Below are 23,710 nucleotides of genomic sequence, written 5' to 3' on the forward strand. Positions count from 1 at the left end.
CCCGCCCAACCGATACGAGAGGGGGATAGCGATGTTCATTGACCAATTATTCAACGGGCTGAGCCTCGGTTCAATTTTGCTTTTGATTGCCATAGGGTTGGCGATTACGTTCGGGCTGATGGGTGTCATCAATATGGCACACGGTGAATTGATGATGGTCGGAGCGTATACAACTTATGTGATCCAACAATGGTTTGCCAACGATATGCCGCACTCGGCAGGACTGTATTTTGTAGTTGCCATTCCGTTGTCATTTTTGATCGCCGCTCTGCTTGGGTGGGGGTTGGAAAAAAGTTTAATCCGTCATTTGTATCGCCGTCCGTTGGACAGTTTGTTAGCGACATGGGGGATCAGTTTGATTTTGCAGCAGACGGCCCGCCTCATCTTTGGGGCGCCCAACGTGGCCGTTGTGCCGCCAAGCTGGCTGGATGGCGGAATCCGCTTGTTCGGGGCGGTGTTTCCGTATAAACGGTTGTTTATTCTTTGTCTTGTGTTGGCGATCATTTTCTTTCTCTATCTGTATCTAATGAAAACACGAGCTGGCCGACGCATTCAAGCTGTTACCATGAACCGGTCGATGGCGGCCTGCCTCGGCATTGCCACGCAAAAGGTCGATGCTTACTCGTTTGCCATCGGTTCAGGGTTGGCGGGAGTGGCGGGATGCGCGTTGACCTTGCTTGGGCCGATCGGGCCAACGATCGGCACTTACTATATTGTCGATGCGTTTATGGTCGTCATTTTAGGGGGAGTAGGAAAACTGGCCGGGACGCTGCTGGGGGCATTTGGCATTGGCTTGATTTCGACGTTCGTCGAGTATTCCACAAGCGCCACTATGGCCAAAGTCATTGTGTTCGTTTTGATTATTGCGTTCTTGCAATGGAAACCATCCGGTCTTCTTAACGTGAGAACGCGGTCGCTTGATTGAGGGGGGAGCATGGTGAATAAACGTTGGGGATACTGGCTGTTTTTTGCCGCCTTGTTTCTTGCGCCGTTTTATTTGACCGAGTTTCGCTTGTCCCTGCTCGGCAAATTTCTTTGCTTGGCCATCGTGGCGGTCGGCATCTCCCTCATTTGGGGTTATACCGGCATTTTGAGCCTTGGCCATGGGGTGTACTTCGGATTAGGCGCTTATTGCATGGCGATGTATTTGAAGCTCGAAGCTTCGCGAGGGCATTTGCCTGATTTTATGGAATGGAGCGGCGTACGCGAACTGCCCTGGTTTTGGAAGCCGTTTGCGTATCCTATGGCGGCCATTGCCGCCGCGATCGCTCTTCCTACGTTGCTAGCTGCGCTATTAAGCTATTTCACATTTAAAAATCGGATTAAAGGCGTCTATTTTTCTCTTCTCTCCCAGGCGGTGGTCGTCGTATTGGTGACATTGTTTATCGGCAAGCAAGAATGGACAGGTGGAACGAACGGCTTGACCAATTTTTCAACTGTATTTGGTTTTTCGCTATCATCGCCGCTCACGCAAATCGTTTTGTATTGGCTGACAACAGTCTGTCTCGCTCTCATTTTCGTCGCGGCGCGCCGCTTGACGTCCGGACGGTTGGGGAAGGTGCTCATCGCGATTCGCGACGCGGAAAACCGGGTCCGTTTTTTAGGATTCAATCCGACCGTCTATAAAGTGTTTGTGTATAGTTTGTCGGCAGCTTTTGCCGGGGTGGCCGGAGCGTTGTTTGTCTTGCAAGTCGGGCTCATTTCCCCAGAGATGATGGGGATTATTCCTTCAATTGAAATGGTGTTATGGGTTGCTGTCGGCGGACGCCACTCGCTCATGGGCGCGATCGTTGGCGCGATTGTCATGAACACGGCGAAAAGTTTTTTAAGCGAAAATTATCCCGACCTATGGTTGCTTTTGTTAGGCGCGCTGTTTGTCGTTGTTGTGTTATTCGTGCCGAAAGGATTGGCGGGCATTTATGAATCGCTCGTTGCTGTTCGCATCAAAGCAAAAAGGGGGCATGAACGTGAAGCCCGTGTTGATGTGTCGTGATGTGATTGTTGACTTTGATGGATTTCGCGCTTTGCAAGGTGTTGATCTCGCCGTTTACCCTCATGAAGTGCGGTTTTTGATCGGCCCGAACGGAGCGGGGAAAACAACACTTCTCGATGTCATTTGCGGACGGACGAGAGCGACGGACGGTCGAGTGATGTTTTTCTCCCATGACATCACGAAACAGCCGGAATACGAGATCGTGCAAATGGGGATTGCCCGGAAGTTTCAAAGCCCTTCCATTTTTCCGTTTTTGACAGTATGGGAAAATATGGAGTTGGCCATTCGTCAAGATCGGCGCTTGCGTTCTGTTTTGCGGGCGAAGCGGACCGAAGAAGAGGAAGAGATCATGGCAGCCCAACTAGAGAGAATGGGATTGCTTGATGAACGTCATCGCTTAGCCGGCACTCTGTCTCATGGACAAAAACAGTGGTTGGAAATCGGCATGCAACTGATTCAGCGTCCGCAACTTCTCCTATTGGATGAGCCGATTGCTGGCATGAGCGCAGCGGAACGGGAGCGCACGGGGGAATGGCTTCATGAAATTGCTGAACATTGTGCGGTGATCATTGTGGAGCATGATATGGACTTTGTCCGCCGCTATTCGAAACAAGTGACGGTGATGCATGAAGGAAAAGTATTGTGCGAAGGCTCGATTGATGAGGTGCAGCAAAACGAACAAGTCATCGATGTGTATCTTGGAAGGAGGAAAAACGCATGTTATGTCTCCGGAATGTAACCGCTGGCTATGATGAAAGTGTTGTGCTCGATCAAGTTCGCATGGAAATTCCTCTCAGCCGGGTGACAGCGGTGTTAGGCAGAAACGGGGTCGGCAAAACGACGTTGATGAAAACGATCATCGGGTTGATTCGCCCGATGTCAGGCGTGATCGAATGGGAAGGAGAAGATATCACGCGATGGCCGCCGGAGCGGCGGGCGCGGGCAGGGATCGGTTATGTGCCGCAAGGGAGGGAAATTTTCTCTGCGCTGACAGTGGAAGAAAATCTCCTTCTCGGGTTGGAAGCGCAGGCCGAGAACGTCCGTCCTCAGCCGATCCTTGAGGAAATATATGCATTATTTCCAGTCTTAAAAGAGATGCGCCAGCGAAAGGGAGGGGATTTAAGCGGCGGACAGCAACAACAGCTGGCCATCGCCCGCGCGTTAGCCGGCGAGCCGAAACTGCTCTTGCTTGATGAACCGATGGAAGGCATTCAGCCGTCGATCGTTGAGTTGATTCATGATGTGATTATGAAAATCGCCGAAGAAAAGCAGGTCGGCATCGTGTTGGTCGAACATAACGTGGAGCTGGCGTTTTCTTGTGCCGATCATTTCTATATTTTGGATTGCGGCACTGTCGTGGCGAAGGGGGATGTCGATGAGGCGGATTTGACTTATATTCAATCGTTTCTTGCTGTTTAAGCCACAGGCCGCGGGTTAGCGATGAGAGATTTCTTAAACCTGCGAGAATAGGTGGGGGCATTTAAGAGGGGGAGAGATGAGTGAAACTGACTCCGCGCGAACAGGAAAAGCTGTTGATCGTCGTGGCCGCCGATTTGGCGCGCCGCCGGAAAGAACGAGGATTGAAACTGAATTATCCGGAAGCGGTGGCGCTCATTACGTATGAGCTGTTGGAAGGCGCCCGCGACGGACGGACGGTGGCGGAGCTGATGCAATACGGCGCAACGATTTTGACGCGGGACGATGTGATGGAAGGAGTCGCTGACATGATTGAAGAGATTCAAGTGGAAGCGACGTTTCCCGACGGTACGAAACTCGTCACCGTCCATCAGCCGATCCGGTCGTAACGACGCCGGTCGATTCAATGAAAGTGGATAAAGGAGTGGTCCTATGATCCCAGGAGAATATCGATTGCGTGACGAACCGATTGTTTGCAATCGGCAGAAACCAGTCACGAAACTGACGGTCATCAACCGCGGCGACCGCCCGGTGCAGGTTGGTTCCCATTTTCACTTTTTTGAAGTCAACGCATTTCTTGAATTTGACCGGCAGGCGGCGTATGGAAAGCATTTGAACATTCCAGCCGGGACAGCGGTTCGTTTTGAGCCCGGAGATGCGAAGCAAGTAGAGCTTGTTCCGTTCTCCGGCGAACGCCGGGTGTACGGATTAAACAATATGATCAACGGTCCGCTTGATGGCAGCAAGAAGGGAGAGTAAGAGAATGAGTTTTTCTATGTCAAGACGGCAATACGCGGATATGTTTGGGCCGACGACTGGGGACTGCATCCGGCTAGCGGATACGGACTTATGGGTTGAAATTGAGCATGACTATACGGTTTACGGCGATGAAGTGAAATTCGGCGGTGGGAAGGTGATTCGCGACGGGATGGGGCAACATCCGCTCGCAACCCGCGACGAAGCGGTCGATTTAGTGCTGACGAATGCTGTCGTCGTTGATTACACTGGCATTTACAAAGCCGATATCGGGATCAAAGACGGGAAGATCGCCGCTATCGGCAAAGCTGGGAATCCGCTGTTAATGGACGGCGTCAATATTGTCATCGGCGCCTCAACGGAAGTGATCGCGGCGGAAGGAAAAATCGTGACCGCCGGCGGGGTCGACGCCCATATCCATTTCATTTGCCCGCAGCAAATCGAAACTGCTTTGTCATCCGGCATTACGACGATGATCGGCGGCGGGACCGGACCGGCGACTGGAACGAATGCCACGACGTGCACGCCGGGAGAGTGGAACATTTACCGGATGCTTGAAGCTGCCGAAGCGTTCCCAATGAATATCGGTTTTTTAGGAAAAGGCAACGCATCGGCGAAAGAACCGATCACTGAACAGGTCTGCGCTGGAGCGATTGGGCTCAAACTTCATGAAGACTGGGGAACGACGGCGGCGGCGATTGACGCATGCTTGCGGGTGGCCGATGAGTACGATGTGCAAGTCGCCATTCATACGGATACATTGAATGAAGGCGGGTTTGTCGAGCATACGCTAGAGGCCATTAACGGGCGCGTGATTCATACATACCATACGGAAGGAGCCGGAGGGGGGCATGCGCCCGATATTATGAAAGTTGCCAGCTTCCCGAACATTTTGCCTTCTTCCACGAATCCGACGCGGCCGTATACAAAAAACACGCTTGATGAGCATTTGGATATGCTAATGGTGTGTCATCATTTAGATCCATCTGTTCCAGAAGACATTGCGTTTGCCGATTCGCGCATTCGCAAAGAAACGATCGCTGCTGAAGATATTTTACACGACATCGGCGCGTTCAGCATGATCAGTTCCGATTCGCAAGCGATGGGGCGCGTTGGGGAAGTCATTTTGCGTACATGGCAAACGGCGGACAAAATGAAAAAACAGTTTGGCCGCTTGCCGGAGGAAACGGGGCGGGGCGATAATGTCCGCGTCAAACGGTATGTCGCTAAATACACGATCAATCCAGCCATTACTCATGGGATTGCCGAATATGTCGGCTCGGTGGAAGTCGGAAAATTCGCAGATTTGGTCGTTTGGCATCCCGCTTTTTTCGGGGTCAAGCCTGAGCTCGTCATCAAAGGCGGGATGATCGCCTACAGCGTGATGGGCGACCCGAACGCCAGCATTCCGACGCCGCAGCCCGCTCTGTACCGCCCGATGTTCGCCAGCTATGGCGCCGCCATCGCGAAAACGTCCATCACCTTTTTATCCAAAGCGGCGCTTGAACGTGGCATTCCTGATAAGCTGGGGCTGCAAAAAACGGTGAAACCGGTCGGGAATATTCGCCGTTTATCGAAAAACGATATGGTGTTCAACAACGCCATGCCCCACATCGATGTTGATCCGCAGACGTATGAAGTGAAGGTCGACGGGCGGCTCATTACGTGCGAGCCGGCCGAAGTGGTGGCCATGGCGCAACGATATTTTCTTTTTTGAGGTGATGGCAGATGATTATTGAAACGATTGTCGGCAATATTCAAACCCTCTCTTCTCTTCCCCCGCATATTGAACGGGTGTACATGGCGAGCGACGATTTAGTGAAGCGAATCCAGCGGGTCGTGACCGATCATGGGCGGGAACTTGGCATTCGCCTAAAGGAAGCGAAAGAATTGGCGGATGGAGATGTATTGTGGATGGATGACTATAACGCGATCGTTGTTTCCGTTCTTCCTGAGGATTTGCTTGTTATAAAGCCGGTTTCGTTGAAACAAATGGGGGAGATCGCTCATCAACTCGGCAACCGCCATTTGCCCGCCCAATTCGAGGAAGGGGAAATGCTTGTCCAATACGACTATTTAGTCGAAGAGCTGCTCAAACAGCTGCACATCCCGTACAAGCGGGAAAAACGGAAAGTAAAACAAGCGTTTCGTCATATCGGCCACCGCCATGACTGACCAACAGCTATTGTGGCTGTTGCAGCTCTCGGATTCGAATTTTCCATCTGGAGCATTTTCCCATTCCTTTGGGTTTGAAACATACATGTACAATGAGCAAATTTGTGATGCCAAAACATTTCGTGAATCACTTATCGTTTACATTCAAACCCAGCTGACGTATACGGATGGATTAGCGTGCCGGATCGCCTATGAGCAGTTGAAAGCCAACAGCATTGAAGGACTGCAACGGTTGAACGAAACGCTGTTTGCTCTCTGCCTGGCGAAGGAAACGCGGGAAGGAACGAGAATGATCGGAGAGCGTTTATGGAAACTTTGCCGCCACATTTATTCGGTCGATGAACTCGATGAGATCGTACAAACGAAGCAGTCCATTCATCCGGCTATCGTGTTTGCGGCAGTCGGTCGCAAAATCGGGGCAACCAAACAAACGACGGTGCTGACGTATTTGTTTGCTTCCGTACAAACGATGGTGCAAAACGCGGTCCGCGGCATTCCCCTCGGCCAAACGGACGGGCAACAGCTGCTCGTCATGGTGCAGCCATATTTGATTCATGCCACGAACATCATCGAGATGCTCGGCGAAGAGGAGCTCGGGGCGGCAGCCATTGGCTTAGAAATCGCGCAAATGCAACATGAACGCCTTCCGGTCCGGTTGTTTATGTCATAATACTGGACAAACAAAAAAGCGCCTATTTGGGTTGGAATGAAAAACGAAGAAGGGGGAATATCATGATAGAACCGGTACGAATCGGCATCGGCGGCCCCGTTGGCGCCGGCAAAACGATGCTTGTCGAGAAACTGACGCGGGTGATGCACCACCGCTTTAGCATCGCGGTCATTACGAATGATATTTATACAAAAGAAGATGCCCAATTTTTAATCAAACATAGCGTTCTGCCGGAAGATCGGATTATCGGCGTCGAAACAGGCGGGTGCCCACATACCGCCATTCGCGAAGATGCATCAATGAATTTTGCGGCCATTGATGAACTGAAGCGGCGCCATCCGGATGTCGAGCTCATTTTTATCGAGAGCGGCGGCGATAACTTGGCGGCGACCTTCAGTCCGGAGCTTGTTGATTTCTCCATTTACGTCATCGACGTCGCCCAAGGGGAAAAAATACCGCGCAAAGGCGGACAGGGGATGATTAAGTCGGATTTGCTCGTGATTAATAAAATTGATCTTGCCCCTTTCGTCGGTGCCAGTCTGGAAGTGATGGAACGGGATGCCAAAGCGGCGCGAGGGGCGAAGCCAGTCATTTTTACAAATTTAAAAGAAGAGATCGGGCTTTTTGACGTTGTGGATTGGATCGAAAAACAGGTGCTGTTGGCAGGGTTGGACGAATGAGCTGGACGGGGCGTTTGCAATGCACAGCGGTCGTGAAAGACGGCCGCACCGTCATTTCTGACACTTATAATGAAGGAGCGCTGAAACTGATGCGCCCTGTTTATCTCGATTCTGCTCATCCGACATTATATCTTGTTCACGTTGGAGGAGGATACGTCAATGGCGACTGCTACGAGATCAATATGAAGTTGCAGTCTCACGCCAGATTGATGGTGACGACACAAGCGGCGACAAAAGTATACAAAACCCCGTATGCGCCTGTTTGGCAATATACGCAATTTTCCTTGGGTGATGAAAGTGTTCTCGAATATTTTCCCGATCCTCTCATTGCCTACGAGCAAGCCCGTTTTATCCAAGAGACCGTCGTTCATGTAACAAGCCGTTCGACATTTATGTATGGGGAGATCATCACGCCTGGTTGGTCAGAGAGCGGCCAACTGTTCCGCTACGATTGGATTCGTTCGAAACTGAAGGTGTATCAAGACGAGGCGCTCGTTCTGTTTGATCATCTGTACTTGGATTCGCGGCAGCACTTAACGAGCATGCTGCAGCTTGGCGGCTATACGCATGTCGGATCATTGGTGGCTCTTTCTCCGTTCATCACAAAGGAAGTGTTAGAACAGTTCAACCAATTCATGGAAGAAATGCCGCGAGAGGTTTGCTGCGGTTTTTCAGCGGCAGCCGTTCCAGGCTTTTCTGTACGTATATTGGCGTATGAAACATCGGCCATTGAAGCGATATTTCAACGTATCCACCAGTTTATTCGCCACCAATGTGGTGAGAAAGCGCCAGTTTGCTGGAGGAAATATTGACAAGAGAAAGGAAGAAGACAATGGGAACGATATGGCCTGTGCTCTTGTTTGGATTGCTGCTAGGAATGAAACATGCGACAGAACCGGATCATGTTATTGCGGTTTCTACGATTGTCAGCCGAACAAAAAAACTTTCCCTTTCGTCGCTGGCCGGCATGTTTTGGGGAATCGGCCATACGTTGACGCTGCTCATCGTCGGGATGGCGATGATCGCTTTTGAGCGACAAATTCCTGAACAGGTTGCTTCTTACCTTGAAATGGTCGTTGGCGTTATGATCGTCATTTTAGGAATTGCCAGTTTTCGCTCGCCAATGAGCATGGATCATCATCGCCGTGGCGATATTCATCATTTTCATATCAAATCGACATTGATCGGCATTGTTCATGGTTTGGCCGGAAGTGCCGGAATGGTGTTGTTGACGATGACGACGGTCAAAGGAACTTGGATGGCCTTTTCCTTTATTTTGCTTTTTGGCTTAGGGACGGTCATCGGCATGATGTTGTTCACCACACTTCTTGGCGTTCCGTTCGTTTGGATGAAAGTGAAACGGCAAGCCATAAGCCAATGGATGGTGAAAACCGTCTCCCTCATTAGCATCGCCTATGGAGTATATTACATTTATCATATAACCACCGAGCTTTAATACTCCTAGCGACTAGCTTCATAGGTGAGGAGTATAAAATATTGGAAGAAGCACTAGCCTTGGGAGAAGGCTGGTGCTTCTTTTTCAAGAAGACGTCATCATTGCACCGTGTCACCCTAGTGGTTTCACAAGCAACAGCTCATCCCGAATCGGAATGCCATCAGCGCTCATCAACGGAATGCTTGGCTTGATTTGCCGTGCTTTGTCGACAGCATTCGGAAAGACATTCACGATTTGATAGCCGCGCTTTTGATAGAAACGAAGTGCATGCAAGTTGTCATTCGTCGTGATCAGTCGAACCGCGGTGCACCCTTGTTGCCTCGCCCATGTTTCTGCCTCATGCAAAAGGGCGCTGCCGACGCCGCGGTTTTCCATTATGCTGTCTAGCGAGATGATCTCGCATTCGTTTCCGCGAATCACAAACGTAATGAGCCCGATGATCCGCTGTCCATTCTCGACAGCGGCAAATCCATCCAGCTCGCTGCAGTCATAAGCACCAGTCGACACCACCATTTGTGGACTTCCCCAATGTTCGATAAAAAACTGGTTGACTAGAGCGCGGTCTAATTGTTTTGTTGGGACGATGTTCAAGATCGTTTTCCTCCCCTATACCAGCGATTCACGTTTTCTATTATACTGGAAGTAGATGCTTTTTACATATGGATGAGGAGGAAACACATGGATAACCGAATCGCAGCGGGGAAAACGATTCTACAATGGATCAGGGAACTTCCGTTGTTGGAGAATATGATCAGAACAGAAGAAGTGTTTTGGCCGAATCCAAACATTTGTTCATTTGATCAAGCCGCCCGACATCTTCCGCTCGGCGAACGCGATGTCAAGGAAGCTGAAGAACGGTTGGCGCGCTTTGCCCCGTATATCGCCAAGGTGTTTCCGGAAACGCGGGACACTGGCGGAATCATTGAATCGCCGCTAATAAAGATTCCGAAAATGCAACGGTATTTGGAAGAGATGAGCGGGCAGCTGATCGAAGGGGAAGTATGGCTAAAATGCGACAGCCATCTTCCCATCTCCGGATCGATCAAGGCGAGAGGGGGGATTTATGAGGTCTTGAAACATGCCGAAGACCTCGCGCTCGCAAACGGTTTGATTTCCATAGAGGATGACTACGCGGTCTTCGCTGACGAGGAGTTTCGGGAGTTCTTTTCCCGCTATTCGCTTGTCGTTGGTTCAACGGGAAATTTAGGCCTGAGCATCGGAATCATCGGCGCGCGTCTTGGATTTCATGTGACGGTGCATATGTCGGCGGACGCGAAACAGTGGAAGAAAGATTTGCTGCGAAGCAAAGGGGTGACGGTGGTCGAACATCTCACCGATTACAACAAAGTGGTCGAAGAGGCGAGAAGACAATCGGCTGAAGACCCCGCCTCGTATTTTATCGATGACGAGAATTCGATTCATTTGTTTTTAGGATACGCGGTGGCGGCGTTGAGGTTAAAGCAACAGTTAGAAGACAAGAACATCATCGTCGATGAAGATCACCCGCTGTTTGTGTACCTTCCTTGTGGAGTTGGCGGCGGACCGGGCGGGGTGACGTTTGGTTTGAAACTTGTGTATGGGGATCATGTGCATTGCTTTTTCGCCGAGCCAACCCATTCGCCTTGCATGCTGCTTGGGATGATGACGGGTGAGCACGATCGCGTCTCGGTGCAGGAGTTTGGCATGGATAACCGAACCGAAGCCGACGGGCTGGCCGTCGGCCGCCCTTCGCGACTGGTCGGAAAGATGCTGGAACACGTCATCAGTGGCGTCTATACAGTGGACGATTCCACCCTTTATCGGCTGCTCGCGGCGATGATCGATACGGAGGAGATCCGCTTGGAACCGTCCGCGTTGGCAGGGGTCGCAGGGCCTGTGCGGCTGTTTCAAGACCAAGCGGGGCAAACGTATCTCAAGCAACATCATTTGAAAGAAAAAATGAACCAAGCCACCCATATTTGCTGGGCCACAGGCGGAAGCATGGTGCCGAAGGACGTGATGGACGCCTACTATCAGGAAGGGAAACGCCGGCAAGGGTGATGCCGCCGAAAGAGCATGACGGCTTTTTCGGCCGATCCGCTGCTTGTGAAAGAGCGGGCGAGACGGCTCGTTCGCTTATATTAATGAAACATTGGAAACGGAATATGAAAAGCGGGTTCAATTGTTAAGGGAACTGTTCGGCTCAACAGGAAAACAGCTGTACATCGAGCCGAACTTCCGCTGTGACTATGGGTATAACATTCATGTTGGCGAACATTTTTTCATGAACTTTGATGGCGTCATTTTAGACGTCTGTGAAGTGCGGATCGGTGATCATTGTTTTATCGGTCCTGGTGTGCACATTTATACGGCGACGCATCCGCTTGACCCACATGAGCGAAACAGCGGCCGTGAATCCGGAAAACCGGTCGTCATTGGCAATAATGGTTGGATCGGCGGGCGAACTGTGATCAACCCAGGTGTCACGATCGGTGACAACGCCGTCATCGCCTCAGGCGCTGTCGTGACAAAAGACGTTCCCGCCAACGCGGTCGTTGGCGGAAACCCAGTGAGAGTCATCAATAGGGGGCAGGTGATTGACTCGCGCAACCGCTTCCCGGAATCGTTTCTCAAGTAGAAAAACCTTGGTAGCACCAGCCCCTATTTTCACCCGTTCACCCATCGATCAAGGAAAACACCGGTTTTTCACCAACCTTCTAGAGGGAGGGCGCCCTGCATCGAAGAAGATACGGGGCGTTTCGTATGTCCGATCGATTGATCACCCCCATTGCACCGCCACCGCCCGAACGGGCGAGCCATCGCCGCCGGGCAAGGAAAGGGGCAGAGCGATAATGTATGGGTCATCAAAATCGATTTGATCGAAGTTGGTGAAGTTTTCTCCGATCACCCCGTTGGCGCCGAGAATCCGTTCATGGGCGCGAAACGAGGAACCATCCGGCGGATCGATGTTCAGGGCATCGATCAAAAACGTGCGAACGCCCCGTTCGAGCATCGCTTCAATGACATCCGGCGCGACGTACGGGTGGCGAAAATACTGCTCCGTTCCGACGTATGACGACCAACCGGTGTGAAACAAAACGATCGTTCCCGGCGACAGTTTCGGCATATACGGGGCGGCATCCGTCATCGTCACCGCTTCCCCTTCCGCTTTCCCTGTGGCATCGATCACAACGCCGTGGCCGAGAAAATAAGTGAGCGGCACGTCATCCAACCGCCAGCCGTGCTCGCAAAAATGGAACGGCGCATCGACATGGGTGCCGCTATGCGAACCGAGCACAAGACGGCTGACGTGGTAGCCGTCAGCGGCGAACGTTGCCGCCGGTTCGATGTGCGGCTTCGGATCCCCGGGGTAGACGGGAAGGTGGGGTGTCAGCGGTATGGAGAGATCGATGAGTTTTTTGATGATCATTTATCACTCCCCCAATTCCATTCTCGGTACAGGTCTATTCGTCGTTCGTCCATCATTGTATAAAAGTTTTTCTTTAATGCTTGGTGTTCGTTTGGATCGATGGTTGCATGGATCATTTCTTCCCTTCCAGCCATGTTGGCCGTGGCGATTTTATTCCCATCTGGTCCATAAATAGAGGATAAACCAAAGAAATAAAAAGAAGAAGAGCGGCCGATTTGATTGCACACAGCCACATAAACCGTATTATCGATCGCTCTGGCCATGGCGAATTTTTGAAACGGTACATGAAAAGGAGATTCCCAGGCACACGGGGCAAGAAGAATCTCAGCCCCGTGAACTCCCAAATACCTTGCTAGTTCCGGAAAAGCTAAGTCCCAACAAATCATCAGACCGATGCGGCCAAGGTCGGTATCCACCAGCACCGGCTTGGCTCCCGAAGAAAACCAGGCTTTTTCAAAAGGAGTCAAGTGGATTTTTCGGTAATTTCCGATACATTGTCCATTGGGATGAATCAACATAAGAGAGTTGTATATATTTTCTATATCGTCTTTTTCAACGTATCCGTAAGCAATGTACAATTGAAATTGTTGGGCCATCCGGCTCATATACTGGAACGTAGACCCATCAGGTGTCTCAGCCAGCTCTTTTAGTACTTCTGACAGTACATAACCAGTAGTGCAAAGTTCCGGGAACAGAAGAAGGCGGACATTAGGGAACTGTCGTTTGCACTCATTGATGATCGCTTTCATTTTGGCCAAGTTGGCGTCAATGTCGCCGTCGGCCGGCGTCATCTGCGCCAACGCGATGTCAAACGATCTGTTCATATCATCCCTCCAAGTGAGTGGGAGATTCAAGCTCGACCATATTCGTGCTCGCATATATTTGTTTTGTCCATTTCATCAATCCCCAATAAACAGCTCCCGATAAAAGAAACGTTAGCATGGTGGAGCCGACGGCAAGCGGATGAATGTACGTAAAATAATAGGCGAAGACAGCTCCGACGATATAGGTGACGTAGGCGGCGATGTTGACTCCTTTTTGATAGCGATAGTGACCTTTTGTATCGTACAAAATATCTTCGGTATCATATACTCCTTTTTTGATAACAAAGTAATCAACGAGCACTATCGCAAACACAGGAATGAACAACGTGGCAATCAGCATAATGAAGTTAAAGAAATGGGACATTAGCACTTCTTTCAGCAAGGCGCCAAGCGTGCAAATCACTCCCATGATCAACGTTGGTTTCCAAAAGCCTGTGCGCGGGAAGACGTTCATAAACGACATCGTGGCGCTATATAAGGCCATGACATTGGTCGAGAGTACAGAAAAGAAAACGACGATGGATGAGATCAATCCAAACCCGTAAGCGGCAAGGAGAATGGTGGGATCATAAGTCCGTTCCATGTTGGAGGCAATGCTAAAGCCGCTGACGACAGCGCCGAGACCCATTGCGATAATGGAAGCGACAAGATAGCCAAAATACGTTCCCCAAAACCCGCTTGTTTCTGAGCGGCAGTTGCGATTGAAATCGCAAACCGTCGACATCCAAGAAAAGGCGGTGGCGACGACGATGTCAAAGGCGATGATCGTGGTGATGGATGGATGCTCGCTCAATTTCATTTCGACGAGTGTTGAAATGTCGTAAGTCGTAAAAATTTTGTAAAAAACGAGGAACGATAAAATCAGCATAGCAATCGATATATATTTCTCTATCCGTTCCACCCCTCGGTGGCCAAAAATCGTAATGATCACAACAAGAAGCTCCGTCAAGATCACAAATAGATTAATATTACTGTATCCAGTGGTGTAATGAACGGCATAATTCAGACTAAGGCCAGCCATATAGGCTTGAATCCAGCTCCAGCCGATTAAAATGATGGTGTTGACAAGGGCGGGAAGGATGGCTCCTTTTTGTCCAAAGGCCGCTCTTGTGATCACCATTGTAGGGAGCCCGGTGCGGATGCCGATGTTTCCGGTAAGGGCGAGCGGAATGGCGCCGATCGCCGAACCGACAATGATCGCCAGCATGGCGTTGGAAAAGGAAATGTCAGGAACAAACATCATACCCGTCATGACAGTCGTAATCACCACATTTGCTGCAATCCAAAGGGTAAACGTGCTAAAGAAGTTCATGCTTCGTTCGTTCATCGGGGTCGGCCGAATATCATCATGGCCCAACCGTTCTATCCATTTCATGATGATCGTTCCTCCTTGTTTTTTCTATTTTTAATATTCAGAATAATAACCTTACACTGATTTCGTCCTAAGGACGAAATCAGGAGCGTGATGGATACCATCCGAGTGATTTGCCATGTTGGCTGATGTTCACATGCTTTGTTTCCGTAAAAGCGGCAAATCCTTGCGGCCCAAGCTCCCGACCGATTCCGCTTTGTTTCATGCCGCCCCAAGGAGCATCGACATAAGGAGTGTGATAGCTGTTAATCCAAATGGTTCCAGCTCTCAATTTTCCGGCGATTCGTTCCGCCCGTTCGAGATCGCGGCTGAATATGCCAGCTGCTAGTCCGTATATTGTATCGTTCGCCAGGCCGATGGCTTCGTTGTCATGTTCAAACGTTTGCAAAGTAATGACAGGACCAAAGATTTCTTCTTGGACGATACGCATGTCTTGACGGACATGGGTGAAAACAGCAGGGGTGAGATAATACCCCCGTTCCTTGATTCGTTCTCCACCCTGTAGCAGCACCGCTCCTTCCTGCAAGCCGATCTGGATATATGTTTCCACTTTTTTTAAATGTGAGGAGCTGATTAACGGTCCCATCTCCGTGTTTTCCGCGAAAGGATCGCCAATACGGAGGGAAGCCAGTCTTTGGGTCAGCTGATCAATAAACGAATTATAAACACGCCGTTGTACAAGAATGCGCGAAGCAGCCACACACACTTCCCCTTGATTGAAGAAGGAGGCAAACAGTGCCCACTCGACGGTGCTAGTAAGATCGGCATCGTCAAAAATGAGCAGCGGGGATTTTCCGCCGAGTTCCAAAGACACTCGCTTCAAACCACGAGCACATTGTTCGTAAATCCATCGTCCGGTTTTCGTTCCGCCAGTAAACGATATTTTTTCCACATCAGGATGTGTCACCAATGTTTCTCCAACCGGCGAACCGCTGCCAAGCACGAGATTAAACACGCCCGGCGGGAGACCGATGGAATCGATCAGCTTCGTCAGTTCTATGAACGATAGCGGCGTCAGTTCTGATGGTTTAAATACCACTGTATTTCCCGCCGCAAGCGCCGGGGCCAATTTCCATATCCCCAATAAGAGTGGGAAATTCCAAGGCACGATGAGAGCGCATACCCCGATCGGTTCCTCAATGACTTTGCTTGTCGTGCCATCGGTTCTTTTCTTTTCCTCGATGGTCCGTTGCTCAACAAAATCGGCGTAGTAACGGAGGCATTGGATCGAATCACTGACATCGAGGCGCGATTCGCGAATCGGTTTCCCTGTATTCAACGTCTCAATGGCAGCGAATGTTTCCGCGTTCTGTTCCAACAAATCAGCCAGTTGCCGAAGGACGGCAATTCTTCTTGCCGGATTGGATGGCCAATCGGTGTATTGAAAGGCATGACGGGCCGCTTGGATTGCTTCTACTGTTTGTTGTTGGGATGCTTCATTGATTTCTATGATGACTTCCTCATTCGAAGGATTGATCACCGCCCTTTTTTCTCCTTCTCCTTTGTACCATTTTCCGTTGATATACACATGGTCCTGAGCCATTGAAAGCCGCTCCTTTTTGTTTGTGACATGTTTTTAGGATGTTGTCGTTGTCGATAGGTTGTTGGTCTGTGACCGCTTTTTCTTTAACGCCACAAGTGTAATCATCTCATACATAATCGCAGAAGCCAATAGAGCGGTCACTTCTCCGTTGTCGTAAGCAGGCAAAACTTCGACGAGATCAAACCCGACAATATTTAGTCCATCGAGTCCCCTTACGTATTCGAGTGCCTCGTAGCTGGTTGGTCCGCCCACTTCCGGTGTACCAGTCCCTGGGGCAAAAGCAGGATCGACAAAGTCAATATCGTAAGAAACGAAAACCGGTTTGTCACCGATGCGTTGATGGATGCGGCGCATCACTTCCACAAAGCCAATTTGTCGAATCTCTTGCATCGGAATCACTTCAAAACCAAGCTGTCGGGCGTCCTCGATATCATCAGCACTGTAAAGCGGTCCGCGCATCCCGATTTGAATGGAATGATCCACATCAAGCAACCCTTCCTCGACAGCGCGGCGGAACGGTGTGCCATGCATATATTTTTCTCCGTAGTAATGGTCCCACGTGTCGCTATGCGAGTCAAAATGAACGAGCGCGATGGGTCCAAAGCGTTCGTAAAAAGCCCGCAAGTGCCCCAATGTAATGGAGTGATCCCCGCCCATCAGAATCGGAATGATATCTTTCTTCAACAATGGTCGCAACTCTTCGACGATACGATCATACGTGCGCAATGCATTGCCGGGAATGACATCAATATCCCCGTAATCGACGCCGGAACAATAGGCAAAAATATCAATATCCATATCTGGATTGTAAGGGCGAAGCAAGACAGAAAAATTGCGAATGTGCTGTGGGCCATATCGTTGTCCGGTTCGGTTTGATGCCGCGGTGTCAAAAGGAACGCCAACTATGACAAAATCGACATCGTCTGTTGTTTTGATCTGTTCCAACCGCATAAAGGTGCGAACCCCGCAAAAACGGGGCGATTGGGAAGAATCTTTCGGTTTATACATGTCAAGACCTCCTTGGGCAGTGAAAAATGTTTCGTGATGGTTTTAGAAGCAAAAAGTGTGCCAAAAAGGGGAAGTAGACAAGAAATACGCAAACAAGGATGCTTTTACCGTCCATCCTTGCTTGCGTATGTTCAAAAATGAGCGAACGCTTCATTCAAAGATGAATCTTAATTCGTTTTTGAATCAACACCGTATTTTTTCAGCTTTCGTACGACCGTTGGCTGGCTGATGCCAAGATAATCAGCCATCTCGTATGTTGTTTTGCACTGTTTGACGGCGCGCAGAAGCCATTGCCGTTCCACTTGTTCAATGGCTTCTTTTAATGTCGACGGTTCGTTCCGTTTTTCCAACGATTGATGGGGAGTGATCAACTCTGGATATTTCTGGATCGAAAAAGGAAGATATTCCGGATAAATGGCTCTCGTTTCAGAAGTAATGACTAACCGTTCGATCATATTCTCCAGCTCGCGCACGTTGCCTGGCCAGTCGTACTGAACGAGATGGTCGACAATGGATGGATGAAAGTATTTATCCATTTGGTATTTTTGGTTGAATTTTTTCAAAAAGTATTGTGCCAGCATGAAAATATCTTCTTTTCTCTCACACAAAGAAGGAACATAAATCGGGATCACATGCAAACGATAAAATAAATCTTGGCGGAACTTTCCTTGCTTCACCATCTCTGCTAGGTTCTGATTTGTCGAGGCGATCAGGCGAAAATCGACCGTTCGTTCTTTAATGCCTCCAACGCGTATGACTTTTTTCTCTTGAAGCACTTTCAGCAGTTTCGCTTGCATCGAAAGAGGAAGCTCGCCAATTTCATCAAGGAAGAGAGTTCCTTTGTCGGCCAGTTCGATCAGCCCCGGTTTTCCTGTTTTTTGCGCACCGGTAAAGGATCCTTTTTCATAGCCGAACATTTCCGATTCAAACAGTGATTCAGGAATGGCGCTGCAGTTGACCTCAATAAACGGTTCATTCCGCCTCGGGCTATGGAGGTGAAGGGAACGGGCGAATACGTTTTTTCCGACTCCAGACTCGCCGAGGAAAAGAACCGTCGCGTCCGATTGGGCCACGCGGTGCACGAGCTTCCAAATTCGTTCCATCGCCTTGCTTTGAATAACGATATGTTCCGGCTTCAACTCCTCTATTTCCATTTGATAATGTTCCATCTGCTTTCTCAGCTTTTCATAGTCTTCTTTCAAACGCTCCAACTCTGTTAAATCATGGGAAAAACTGATGACCCGGACAAGGCGGTTTTGTTGGTCAAATACAGGCACGCCTGTCGCCATGACAACTCGTCCGGTGGCGGTTTGCTGCATCAATTGGACCTCTTTTTTCTCCCGTAATACTCTCGCTGTAACTGAAGGGCAAAAGACGTTTTCTTTTTCTAATTGATAAACCGATTTTCCGACTAAATAAGAGACGTCCTTTCCGTATATGGACAAGCAATTCGGGCTGGCACGGAGAATGATCCCGTTTTCGTCTGCGATCACAATATTGTCGTTTGATGATTTCAATATCGCGTCCAATTCGAATTCCAAAACATCAGCTGTACGGTGCATACTTTCCCTCCTAGCAGTCTGTGAGGCTTCTATTACTAACTTTATCAAAGAGGCGAAAAAATCCTTTTTCCTTGTTATATGATTTTGCATGAAGTTTTTGGCATGTTTTTTGCGTATCTAAAAAGATGGATCATGATGCACAATGGGACGGAGGGAGAAGATGAAGGCAGAAACAAAAAAATATATCCAGGTAAAAACAGCGATTCCGGGACCAAAAGCAAAGGAGCTATTAAGAAAAAAAGAACAGAATGTTCCGAGAGGGCCGTTTAACACTGTACCGACTTTTGCGGCCAAAGGAGAAGGAGCGCTCTTAACCGACGTGGATGGAAATACGTTTATCGACTTGGCTGGGGCGATTGGAAGCCTCAATGTCGGTCATTGCCCGCCAAAAGTGGTAGAAGCGATCCGCAAACAAGCTGAGCAGTATATTCATCCGTGTTTCCATGTTATGATGTATGAGCCGTATATTGAGTTGGCCAAGATATTAAACCATATTACTCCAGGAGTTCATCATAAAAAGACCTTTTTCTTGAACAGCGGGGCAGAAGCAGTCGAAAATGCCGTCAAAATTGCACGAAAGTATACAGGGAGAAAAGCCATTCTCTCTTTTGAAAGAGGGTTTCATGGGCGAACCTTGTTGGCGATGTCGCTGACAAGCAAAGTGAAACCATATAAATTTGGTTTTGGACCTTTTGCACCGGATACGTACAAACTTCCGTATCCCTATTATTACCGAAAGCCAGCAGGCATGACAAATGAGGAACTGGATGCTGAGCTTTTACGACAACTCGAGGACTTTTTTCTCTCAGAAGTCCCGGCGGAAGAGGTAGCTGCCATCATTATGGAGCCTGTGCAAGGAGAAGGCGGGTTTATTGTTCCGTCAAAAACATTCGTTCAAGGGGTCAAACAAATTTGTGAAAAATACGGGATTTTGTTTATCGCCGATGAGATTCAGACCGGATTTGGACGAACAGGGAAGATGTTCGCCATTGAACATTTTGACGTTGTGCCTGATTTAATGACCATGTCGAAGTCCATCGGAGCGGGTGTGCCGATCAGTGCGGTGACGGGAAGGGCGGAAATCATGGATGCACCCAATCCGGGAGAAATCGGCGGGACATACGGAGGCAGCCCGCTTGGTTGCGTGGCCGCTTTGGAAGTGATTCGCATGTTGCAACAAGAAGGGTTGGTTGAACGGGCCAATGTCATTGGACAAATCGTCATCAATCGGTTCAGACAGCTGCAGGAGAAATATGAGGCGATCGGGGATGTACGGGGGCTTGGGGCCATGGTAGCCATCGAATTTGTCACTGACGCAAAGACAAAAGCACCGAATAGGGAATTAACGGCCGCCATTTTGCGAGCATGCCATCAACGAGGTGTGATCGTCATGAGTGCCGGTCTGTACAGCAATGTCATTCGTCTATTAACGCCGCTTGTCATCACAGATGAACAGTTGGAGGAAGCATTGGATGTCATCGAAGAGGTCATTGCTGAATTGGCATGATCAGTGGTTCCTGGTCAAACTACTCGTAAAAACTTCGTGATGCAGTCGAAAAAGGTGATGGCGATATTATCTTTTTGAGACCGTGCCACCTTTTTGTGGTGCGGTTTTTTTGATTTGAGACTCATTCTACTCCGAGAGAATGTTTTCTGAAGGAAGAACAATCTGCGTTGATTCAAATGTGTTGATTCAAAAATGAATTATTGATTCAACAATGAATTAGATCGGTTGTGGGATTGTAAGCAAAGCCATCATGATAGGAACCGGTTAAAACAGAGGGATAGAAATCAATGAGTATAATTGACTAAAAATATTGAATAGTGTTAAAGGTGGCACAGAACTTGCGAATCCGTTTTCGATGAACAAAATGGCTTGGTCGAAGGGGGATGTACATGACACAAGGCAACTGGCTGCCTCTCTTTCACAAAATGCATGATTTGCTCGCGCCAACGATGGCGAAAGACCATCCGAATTTGCCGGTTGTTAAGGAAGAAGGATGTTACTATTACGGACTGGATGGAAAAAAATATCTTGATTTCACTTCCGGTATTGCTGTGGCCAATACGGGTCATCGCCATCCAAAAGTCGTGCAGGCTATCAAAGAGGCCGCAGACCGCCTGATGCATGGGCCGAGCGGTGTCATCATGTATGAATCAATTTTGCGTTTGGCCGAAGAGCTGACAAAAATTTTGCCGGAAGGGCTTGACTGCTTCTTTTTTGCCAACAGTGGAACAGAGGCGATTGAAGGAGCAATCAAATTAGCAAAACACGTGACGCGACGACCATACGTCATTTCGTTTACCGGATGTTTTCATGGCCGTTCGTTAGGGGCGCTTAGTGTCAGCACATCGAAAAGCAAATATCGGAAATACTTGCAGCCCAACGGCTTGACGTACCAACTTCCATATGCCAATCCAAAACATTGTCCGGTAGGAGAGGATTCTGATGTGTACTTCGCTCGTAAGCTTGAACAGGATGTAGAGTCCTTGTTTGCCCATCAAGTGACTCCGGAAGAAGTGGCATGCATGATTGTCGAGCCAGTGTTGGGAGAAGGAGGATATATCGTTCCTCCGAAAGGATGGCTGCGCAAAATAAGGGAAATTTGTGACCGCCATGGTATTTTGCTTATTTTTGATGAGGTGCAGACAGGATTTGGGCGCACAGGGGAATGGTTTGCCGCTCAAACATTTGGCGTTACCCCAGATATTATGGCCATTGCGAAGGGCATCGCTTCTGGGTTGCCGCTCAGCGCAACAGTTGCTTCGAAAGAATTGATGAAACAATGGCCGCTCGGCAGCCATGGGACAACGTTTGGCGGCAACCCCATTGCATGCGAAGCGGCGCTAGCAACTTTAGAAGTATTTAGGGAAGAAAAATTGTTGGAAAATTGCAGGGAAGTTGGGGAATACGCACGAAAAAAACTGGAATTGTTAAAAAGGAAGCATCCCGTCATTGGAGACGTGCGTTCGATCGGTCTGATGATCGGCATCGAGATCGTCCACCCGCATACTGGCGAACCGAATGGGGAGGGAGTGATGAATATTTTGAATCGTTGTCTGCACAAAGGTGTTCTTTTCTACCTATGCGGCAATCAAGGAGAAGTGATTCGCATGATCCCGCCACTGATCGTGACAAAAGAACAGATTGGCGAAGGATTAAGCATGCTCGATGAGGCGTTGACCGAATATGAAGAGGAAATCGGTGTGCATTCGTTCGCTTCTGGAAAATGAAAAAAAGAGGGAGGCACATGTCGATTACCATTTAGAAACTGGATGTATTCACCAACTGATGTCGTGTTTCGTTGAAGGAATGTTTGCCTTTATGAAAGGATCGCGAAGGACATGGATTTCTGATTATAAGAGGATGGGGGAATGGGTATGAACGCACTAGATACTGGAGTTCTCTTATGTTATTTTCTCGTATTGATCGGCGCAGGGATTTTGGGGGCGAAGCGGGCGAAAACTGTTGAAGATTTTGCGTTGGCAGGCCGAAATCTTGGATTATTTGTTTATCTTGGCTGCCTGTCTGCTGTGATTTTGGGAGGCGCTTCAACGATTGGGACAGCAAAATTAGGGTATCAATTTGGGATTTCAGGTATGTGGTTTGTTTTTATGATTGGTTTGGGCATTGCTGTGCTTGGCCTGTTTTTTACAAACCAAATTTATGGCGCCAACGTGACGACCATCAGCGAACTGCTTGGCCGCCGTTACAATCAGGAAACGCGTTTGATCAGCGCGTTGGTGGCAGCGATCTATACGTTGATGGTTTCGGTAACACAAGTCATTGGGATGGGCACAATCATTCATGCGGTTTTAGGTTGGAGCATGACCGTTTCGATGTTAGTTGGCGGGGGGATCGTGTTGTTTTATACGATTCTCGGAGGAATGTGGAGCGTGACGATGACGGATATCATTCAGTTTATCGTCATGACTGTTGGCATTTTCTTCGTGATGCTGCCGATGAGTTTGTCCTATGTCGGTGGATGGACATCACTTTTGGAGCGATTGCCAGCGTCACATTTTGATCTGACATCGATGGGATGGGCAAATATTTTTCAATACTTCTTGCTCTATACATTAGGAATGGTGGTATCACAAGATATTTGGCAGCGGGTGTTTACGGCCAAAACACCGAACATTGCTCGAGGTGGCGCAGTATATGCGGGTCTTTACAGCATCGCTTATGCCGTGGCGTTAAGCGTCATTGGCATGTGCGGGGTGATGGTTTTTCCGAATATAAACGATCCACAAAACGTATTTGCCAATATGTCATTAGAGATTTTGCCGCACGGCTTGTTAGGGCTCATTTTGGCCAGTGTATGTTCTGCTCTCATGTCAACGGCCTCCGGAACATTGCTTGCCTCATCTACTCTGTTATCACATGATATTTTGAAGCAATATTGGTTTCAGAATATAAGTGATCGACAGTTTGTCCTATTATCCAGAATGATGACGCTAGCAGTGGGGATTGTCGCTATTATCTTTGCTATTTGGATTCAGGATGTGCTTGTTGCATTGGATGTCGCCTATGCCATTTTGTCAGGCGCCATTTTCGTACCAGTGATTTTTGGCTTCTTTTGGAAGCGAGCAACGGCGAAAGCTGGCTTTTACTCTATCATTATTAGTTCCATCGTTGTGCTGGTTGGTTTAGCGATGGAGGGATTAAGCTCAACCTATCCGATTATGTATGGAATTGGGGCGAGTATCGTTTCGATTGTGATTTTTTCCTACCTTTTCCCATCCTCCAATCTGAAAGAGGAGATAGAGGACCAGCAACATGTCCTATAAATGGATCAGAAAAGAGGATTCTAACAAATTTGCGACGAAATAAAAAATGTTATTA

The 23,710-nt window shown here is 48.9% G+C and carries 23 protein-coding genes and 1 pseudogene; 17 read left to right on the plus strand and 7 right to left on the minus strand.

Translation table 11 applies throughout. The features are described from left to right. The first annotated feature begins 31 nt into the window (after window positions 1-31). The 12 genes from urtB to ETC05_RS06650 all read left to right on the plus strand — a co-directional run bounded on the left by urtB (window position 32) and on the right by ETC05_RS06650 (window position 9,146). The gene (gene urtB / locus ETC05_RS06595; protein ID WP_216366352.1) at window positions 32-925 is read left to right on the plus strand and encodes an urea ABC transporter permease subunit UrtB; all 894 of its coding nucleotides are present in this window, start codon (window positions 32-34) and stop codon (window positions 923-925) included. Between the two features lie 9 nt (window positions 926-934). Next, complete coding sequence (urtC, locus tag ETC05_RS06600) at window positions 935-1,993, plus strand: urea ABC transporter permease subunit UrtC (protein WP_031409118.1); 1,059 nt, start codon at window positions 935-937, stop codon at window positions 1,991-1,993. Continuing rightward, window positions 1,968-2,732 carry an urea ABC transporter ATP-binding protein UrtD gene (gene urtD, locus ETC05_RS06605; RefSeq protein ID WP_031409120.1) on the plus strand — a complete coding sequence of 255 codons (765 nt, stop codon included), beginning with the start codon at window positions 1,968-1,970 and terminating at the stop codon, window positions 2,730-2,732. The genes urtC and urtD overlap by 26 nt, the downstream gene beginning before the upstream one ends. Next, window positions 2,711-3,412 (plus strand): urea ABC transporter ATP-binding subunit UrtE, encoded by a 702-nt coding sequence (gene urtE / locus ETC05_RS06610; protein WP_144974746.1) that lies wholly within the window; start codon window positions 2,711-2,713, stop codon window positions 3,410-3,412. The genes urtD and urtE overlap by 22 nt, the downstream gene beginning before the upstream one ends. Before the next feature lie 80 nt (window positions 3,413-3,492). Next, a complete protein-coding gene (locus tag ETC05_RS06615; protein WP_031409124.1) occupies window positions 3,493-3,798 on the plus strand; it encodes an urease subunit gamma in 306 nt (101 codons plus the stop codon). 43 nt (window positions 3,799-3,841) lie between these two features. Next, window positions 3,842-4,168 carry an urease subunit beta gene (locus ETC05_RS06620; protein WP_031409126.1) on the plus strand — a complete coding sequence of 109 codons (327 nt, stop codon included), beginning with the start codon at window positions 3,842-3,844 and terminating at the stop codon, window positions 4,166-4,168. Window positions 4,169-4,172: 4 nt separating this feature from the next. Next, window positions 4,173-5,882, plus strand: coding sequence for an urease subunit alpha (gene ureC / locus ETC05_RS06625; RefSeq protein ID WP_031409128.1), 1,710 nt, complete (start codon window positions 4,173-4,175; stop codon window positions 5,880-5,882). Window positions 5,883-5,893: 11 nt separating this feature from the next. Next, window positions 5,894-6,340, plus strand: a complete 447-nt coding sequence (gene ureE, locus ETC05_RS06630; RefSeq protein WP_031409130.1) for an urease accessory protein UreE — start codon at window positions 5,894-5,896, stop codon at window positions 6,338-6,340. Continuing rightward, window positions 6,333-7,010, plus strand: a complete 678-nt coding sequence (locus ETC05_RS06635) for an urease accessory protein UreF (protein ID WP_031409131.1) — start codon at window positions 6,333-6,335, stop codon at window positions 7,008-7,010. Before ureE ends, ETC05_RS06635 begins: the two co-directional genes overlap by 8 nt. 65 nt (window positions 7,011-7,075) lie before the next feature. Beyond that, window positions 7,076-7,690, plus strand: a complete 615-nt coding sequence (gene ureG, locus ETC05_RS06640) for an urease accessory protein UreG (protein WP_031409133.1) — start codon at window positions 7,076-7,078, stop codon at window positions 7,688-7,690. Continuing rightward, window positions 7,687-8,502: an urease accessory protein UreD gene (locus ETC05_RS06645; RefSeq protein ID WP_171660648.1), complete on the plus strand. Its 816-nt coding sequence runs from the start codon at window positions 7,687-7,689 to the stop codon at window positions 8,500-8,502. Before ureG ends, ETC05_RS06645 begins: the two co-directional genes overlap by 4 nt. Window positions 8,503-8,522: 20 nt before the next feature. Continuing rightward, window positions 8,523-9,146: an urease accessory protein UreH gene (locus ETC05_RS06650; RefSeq protein WP_031409137.1), complete on the plus strand. Its 624-nt coding sequence runs from the start codon at window positions 8,523-8,525 to the stop codon at window positions 9,144-9,146. A gap of 111 nt (window positions 9,147-9,257) precedes the next feature. Here the strand turns inward: ETC05_RS06650 and ETC05_RS06655 are convergent, their stop codons facing one another. Continuing rightward, complete coding sequence (locus ETC05_RS06655; protein WP_144974738.1) at window positions 9,258-9,737, minus strand: GNAT family N-acetyltransferase; 480 nt, start codon at window positions 9,735-9,737, stop codon at window positions 9,258-9,260. Window positions 9,738-9,824: 87 nt separating this feature from the next. Here ETC05_RS06655 and ETC05_RS06660 point away from each other — a divergent pair, with 87 nt between their 5' ends. Both ETC05_RS06660 and ETC05_RS06665 read left to right on the plus strand, forming a co-directional pair. Then, window positions 9,825-11,186: a D-serine ammonia-lyase gene (locus tag ETC05_RS06660; protein ID WP_171660649.1), complete on the plus strand. Its 1,362-nt coding sequence runs from the start codon at window positions 9,825-9,827 to the stop codon at window positions 11,184-11,186. 15 nt (window positions 11,187-11,201) lie between these two features. Beyond that, a pseudogene (locus tag ETC05_RS06665) lies at window positions 11,202-11,763 on the plus strand (sugar O-acetyltransferase). Between the two features lie 141 nt (window positions 11,764-11,904). On the opposite strand, the gene ETC05_RS06670 reads toward ETC05_RS06665, so the two are convergent. The 6 genes from ETC05_RS06670 to ETC05_RS06695 form a co-directional block, all read right to left on the minus strand. Then, window positions 11,905-12,555, minus strand: coding sequence for a cyclase family protein (locus ETC05_RS06670; RefSeq protein WP_171660650.1), 651 nt, complete (start codon window positions 12,553-12,555; stop codon window positions 11,905-11,907). Beyond that, window positions 12,552-13,379, minus strand: coding sequence for a carbon-nitrogen hydrolase family protein (locus ETC05_RS06675; RefSeq protein ID WP_031409144.1), 828 nt, complete (start codon window positions 13,377-13,379; stop codon window positions 12,552-12,554). The genes ETC05_RS06670 and ETC05_RS06675 overlap by 4 nt, the downstream gene beginning before the upstream one ends. Before the next feature lies 1 nt (window position 13,380). Beyond that, window positions 13,381-14,754, minus strand: a complete 1,374-nt coding sequence (locus tag ETC05_RS06680) for a purine-cytosine permease family protein (protein ID WP_171660651.1) — start codon at window positions 14,752-14,754, stop codon at window positions 13,381-13,383. Window positions 14,755-14,833: 79 nt separating this feature from the next. Further along, on the minus strand, window positions 14,834-16,294 hold the full coding sequence (locus tag ETC05_RS06685; protein WP_171660652.1) for an aldehyde dehydrogenase family protein: 1,461 nt from the start codon (window positions 16,292-16,294) through the stop codon (window positions 14,834-14,836). Between the two features lie 33 nt (window positions 16,295-16,327). Beyond that, a complete protein-coding gene (gene speB / locus ETC05_RS06690; RefSeq protein ID WP_171660653.1) occupies window positions 16,328-17,302 on the minus strand; it encodes an agmatinase in 975 nt (324 codons plus the stop codon). A 167-nt stretch (window positions 17,303-17,469) separates the two neighbouring features. Further along, complete coding sequence (locus tag ETC05_RS06695; protein WP_171660654.1) at window positions 17,470-18,864, minus strand: sigma-54 interaction domain-containing protein; 1,395 nt, start codon at window positions 18,862-18,864, stop codon at window positions 17,470-17,472. A gap of 160 nt (window positions 18,865-19,024) precedes the next feature. On the opposite strand from ETC05_RS06695, the gene gabT reads away from it, so the two are divergent. The 3 genes from gabT to ETC05_RS06710 all read left to right on the plus strand — a co-directional run bounded on the left by gabT (window position 19,025) and on the right by ETC05_RS06710 (window position 23,655). Beyond that, window positions 19,025-20,371 (plus strand): 4-aminobutyrate--2-oxoglutarate transaminase, encoded by a 1,347-nt coding sequence (gene gabT, locus ETC05_RS06700; protein ID WP_171660655.1) that lies wholly within the window; start codon window positions 19,025-19,027, stop codon window positions 20,369-20,371. A gap of 389 nt (window positions 20,372-20,760) precedes the next feature. Next, the gene (locus ETC05_RS06705) at window positions 20,761-22,098 is read left to right on the plus strand and encodes an aspartate aminotransferase family protein (protein ID WP_171660656.1); all 1,338 of its coding nucleotides are present in this window, start codon (window positions 20,761-20,763) and stop codon (window positions 22,096-22,098) included. Between the two features lie 147 nt (window positions 22,099-22,245). Further along, window positions 22,246-23,655: a sodium:solute symporter family protein gene (locus ETC05_RS06710; protein ID WP_031409157.1), complete on the plus strand. Its 1,410-nt coding sequence runs from the start codon at window positions 22,246-22,248 to the stop codon at window positions 23,653-23,655. Window positions 23,656-23,710: the final 55 nt, after the last annotated feature.

Origin of the sequence: Geobacillus sp. BMUD, assembly GCF_013096845.1 — a bacterium.
In the GTDB taxonomy this organism is placed as follows: Bacteria; Bacillota; Bacilli; order Bacillales; family Anoxybacillaceae; genus Geobacillus; species Geobacillus vulcani.

What these genes read in the sequence shown, in the direction of transcription:
- urtC (WP_031409118.1), top strand. Translation starts at nt 935, where the DNA reads ATGGTGAATAAACGTTGGGGATACTGGCTGTTTTTTGCCGCCTTGTTT.
- ETC05_RS06660 (WP_171660649.1), top strand. Translation starts at nt 9,825, where the DNA reads ATGGATAACCGAATCGCAGCGGGGAAAACGATTCTACAATGGATCAGG.
- ETC05_RS06710 (WP_031409157.1), top strand. Translation starts at nt 22,246, where the DNA reads ATGAACGCACTAGATACTGGAGTTCTCTTATGTTATTTTCTCGTATTG.
- ureE (WP_031409130.1), top strand. Translation starts at nt 5,894, where the DNA reads ATGATTATTGAAACGATTGTCGGCAATATTCAAACCCTCTCTTCTCTT.
- ETC05_RS06670 (WP_171660650.1), bottom strand. Translation starts at nt 12,555, where the DNA reads ATGATCATCAAAAAACTCATCGATCTCTCCATACCGCTGACACCCCAC.
- speB (WP_171660653.1), bottom strand. Translation starts at nt 17,302, where the DNA reads ATGTATAAACCGAAAGATTCTTCCCAATCGCCCCGTTTTTGCGGGGTT.
- ureC (WP_031409128.1), top strand. Translation starts at nt 4,173, where the DNA reads ATGAGTTTTTCTATGTCAAGACGGCAATACGCGGATATGTTTGGGCCG.
- ETC05_RS06680 (WP_171660651.1), bottom strand. Translation starts at nt 14,754, where the DNA reads ATGAAATGGATAGAACGGTTGGGCCATGATGATATTCGGCCGACCCCG.
- urtB (WP_216366352.1), top strand. Translation starts at nt 32, where the DNA reads ATGTTCATTGACCAATTATTCAACGGGCTGAGCCTCGGTTCAATTTTG.
- gabT (WP_171660655.1), top strand. Translation starts at nt 19,025, where the DNA reads ATGAAGGCAGAAACAAAAAAATATATCCAGGTAAAAACAGCGATTCCG.
- ETC05_RS06705 (WP_171660656.1), top strand. Translation starts at nt 20,761, where the DNA reads ATGACACAAGGCAACTGGCTGCCTCTCTTTCACAAAATGCATGATTTG.
- ETC05_RS06645 (WP_171660648.1), top strand. Translation starts at nt 7,687, where the DNA reads ATGAGCTGGACGGGGCGTTTGCAATGCACAGCGGTCGTGAAAGACGGC.
- ETC05_RS06650 (WP_031409137.1), top strand. Translation starts at nt 8,523, where the DNA reads ATGGGAACGATATGGCCTGTGCTCTTGTTTGGATTGCTGCTAGGAATG.
- ETC05_RS06695 (WP_171660654.1), bottom strand. Translation starts at nt 18,864, where the DNA reads ATGCACCGTACAGCTGATGTTTTGGAATTCGAATTGGACGCGATATTG.
- ETC05_RS06675 (WP_031409144.1), bottom strand. Translation starts at nt 13,379, where the DNA reads ATGAACAGATCGTTTGACATCGCGTTGGCGCAGATGACGCCGGCCGAC.
- ETC05_RS06620 (WP_031409126.1), top strand. Translation starts at nt 3,842, where the DNA reads ATGATCCCAGGAGAATATCGATTGCGTGACGAACCGATTGTTTGCAAT.
- ETC05_RS06685 (WP_171660652.1), bottom strand. Translation starts at nt 16,294, where the DNA reads ATGGCTCAGGACCATGTGTATATCAACGGAAAATGGTACAAAGGAGAA.
- urtE (WP_144974746.1), top strand. Translation starts at nt 2,711, where the DNA reads ATGTTATGTCTCCGGAATGTAACCGCTGGCTATGATGAAAGTGTTGTG.
- ETC05_RS06635 (WP_031409131.1), top strand. Translation starts at nt 6,333, where the DNA reads ATGACTGACCAACAGCTATTGTGGCTGTTGCAGCTCTCGGATTCGAAT.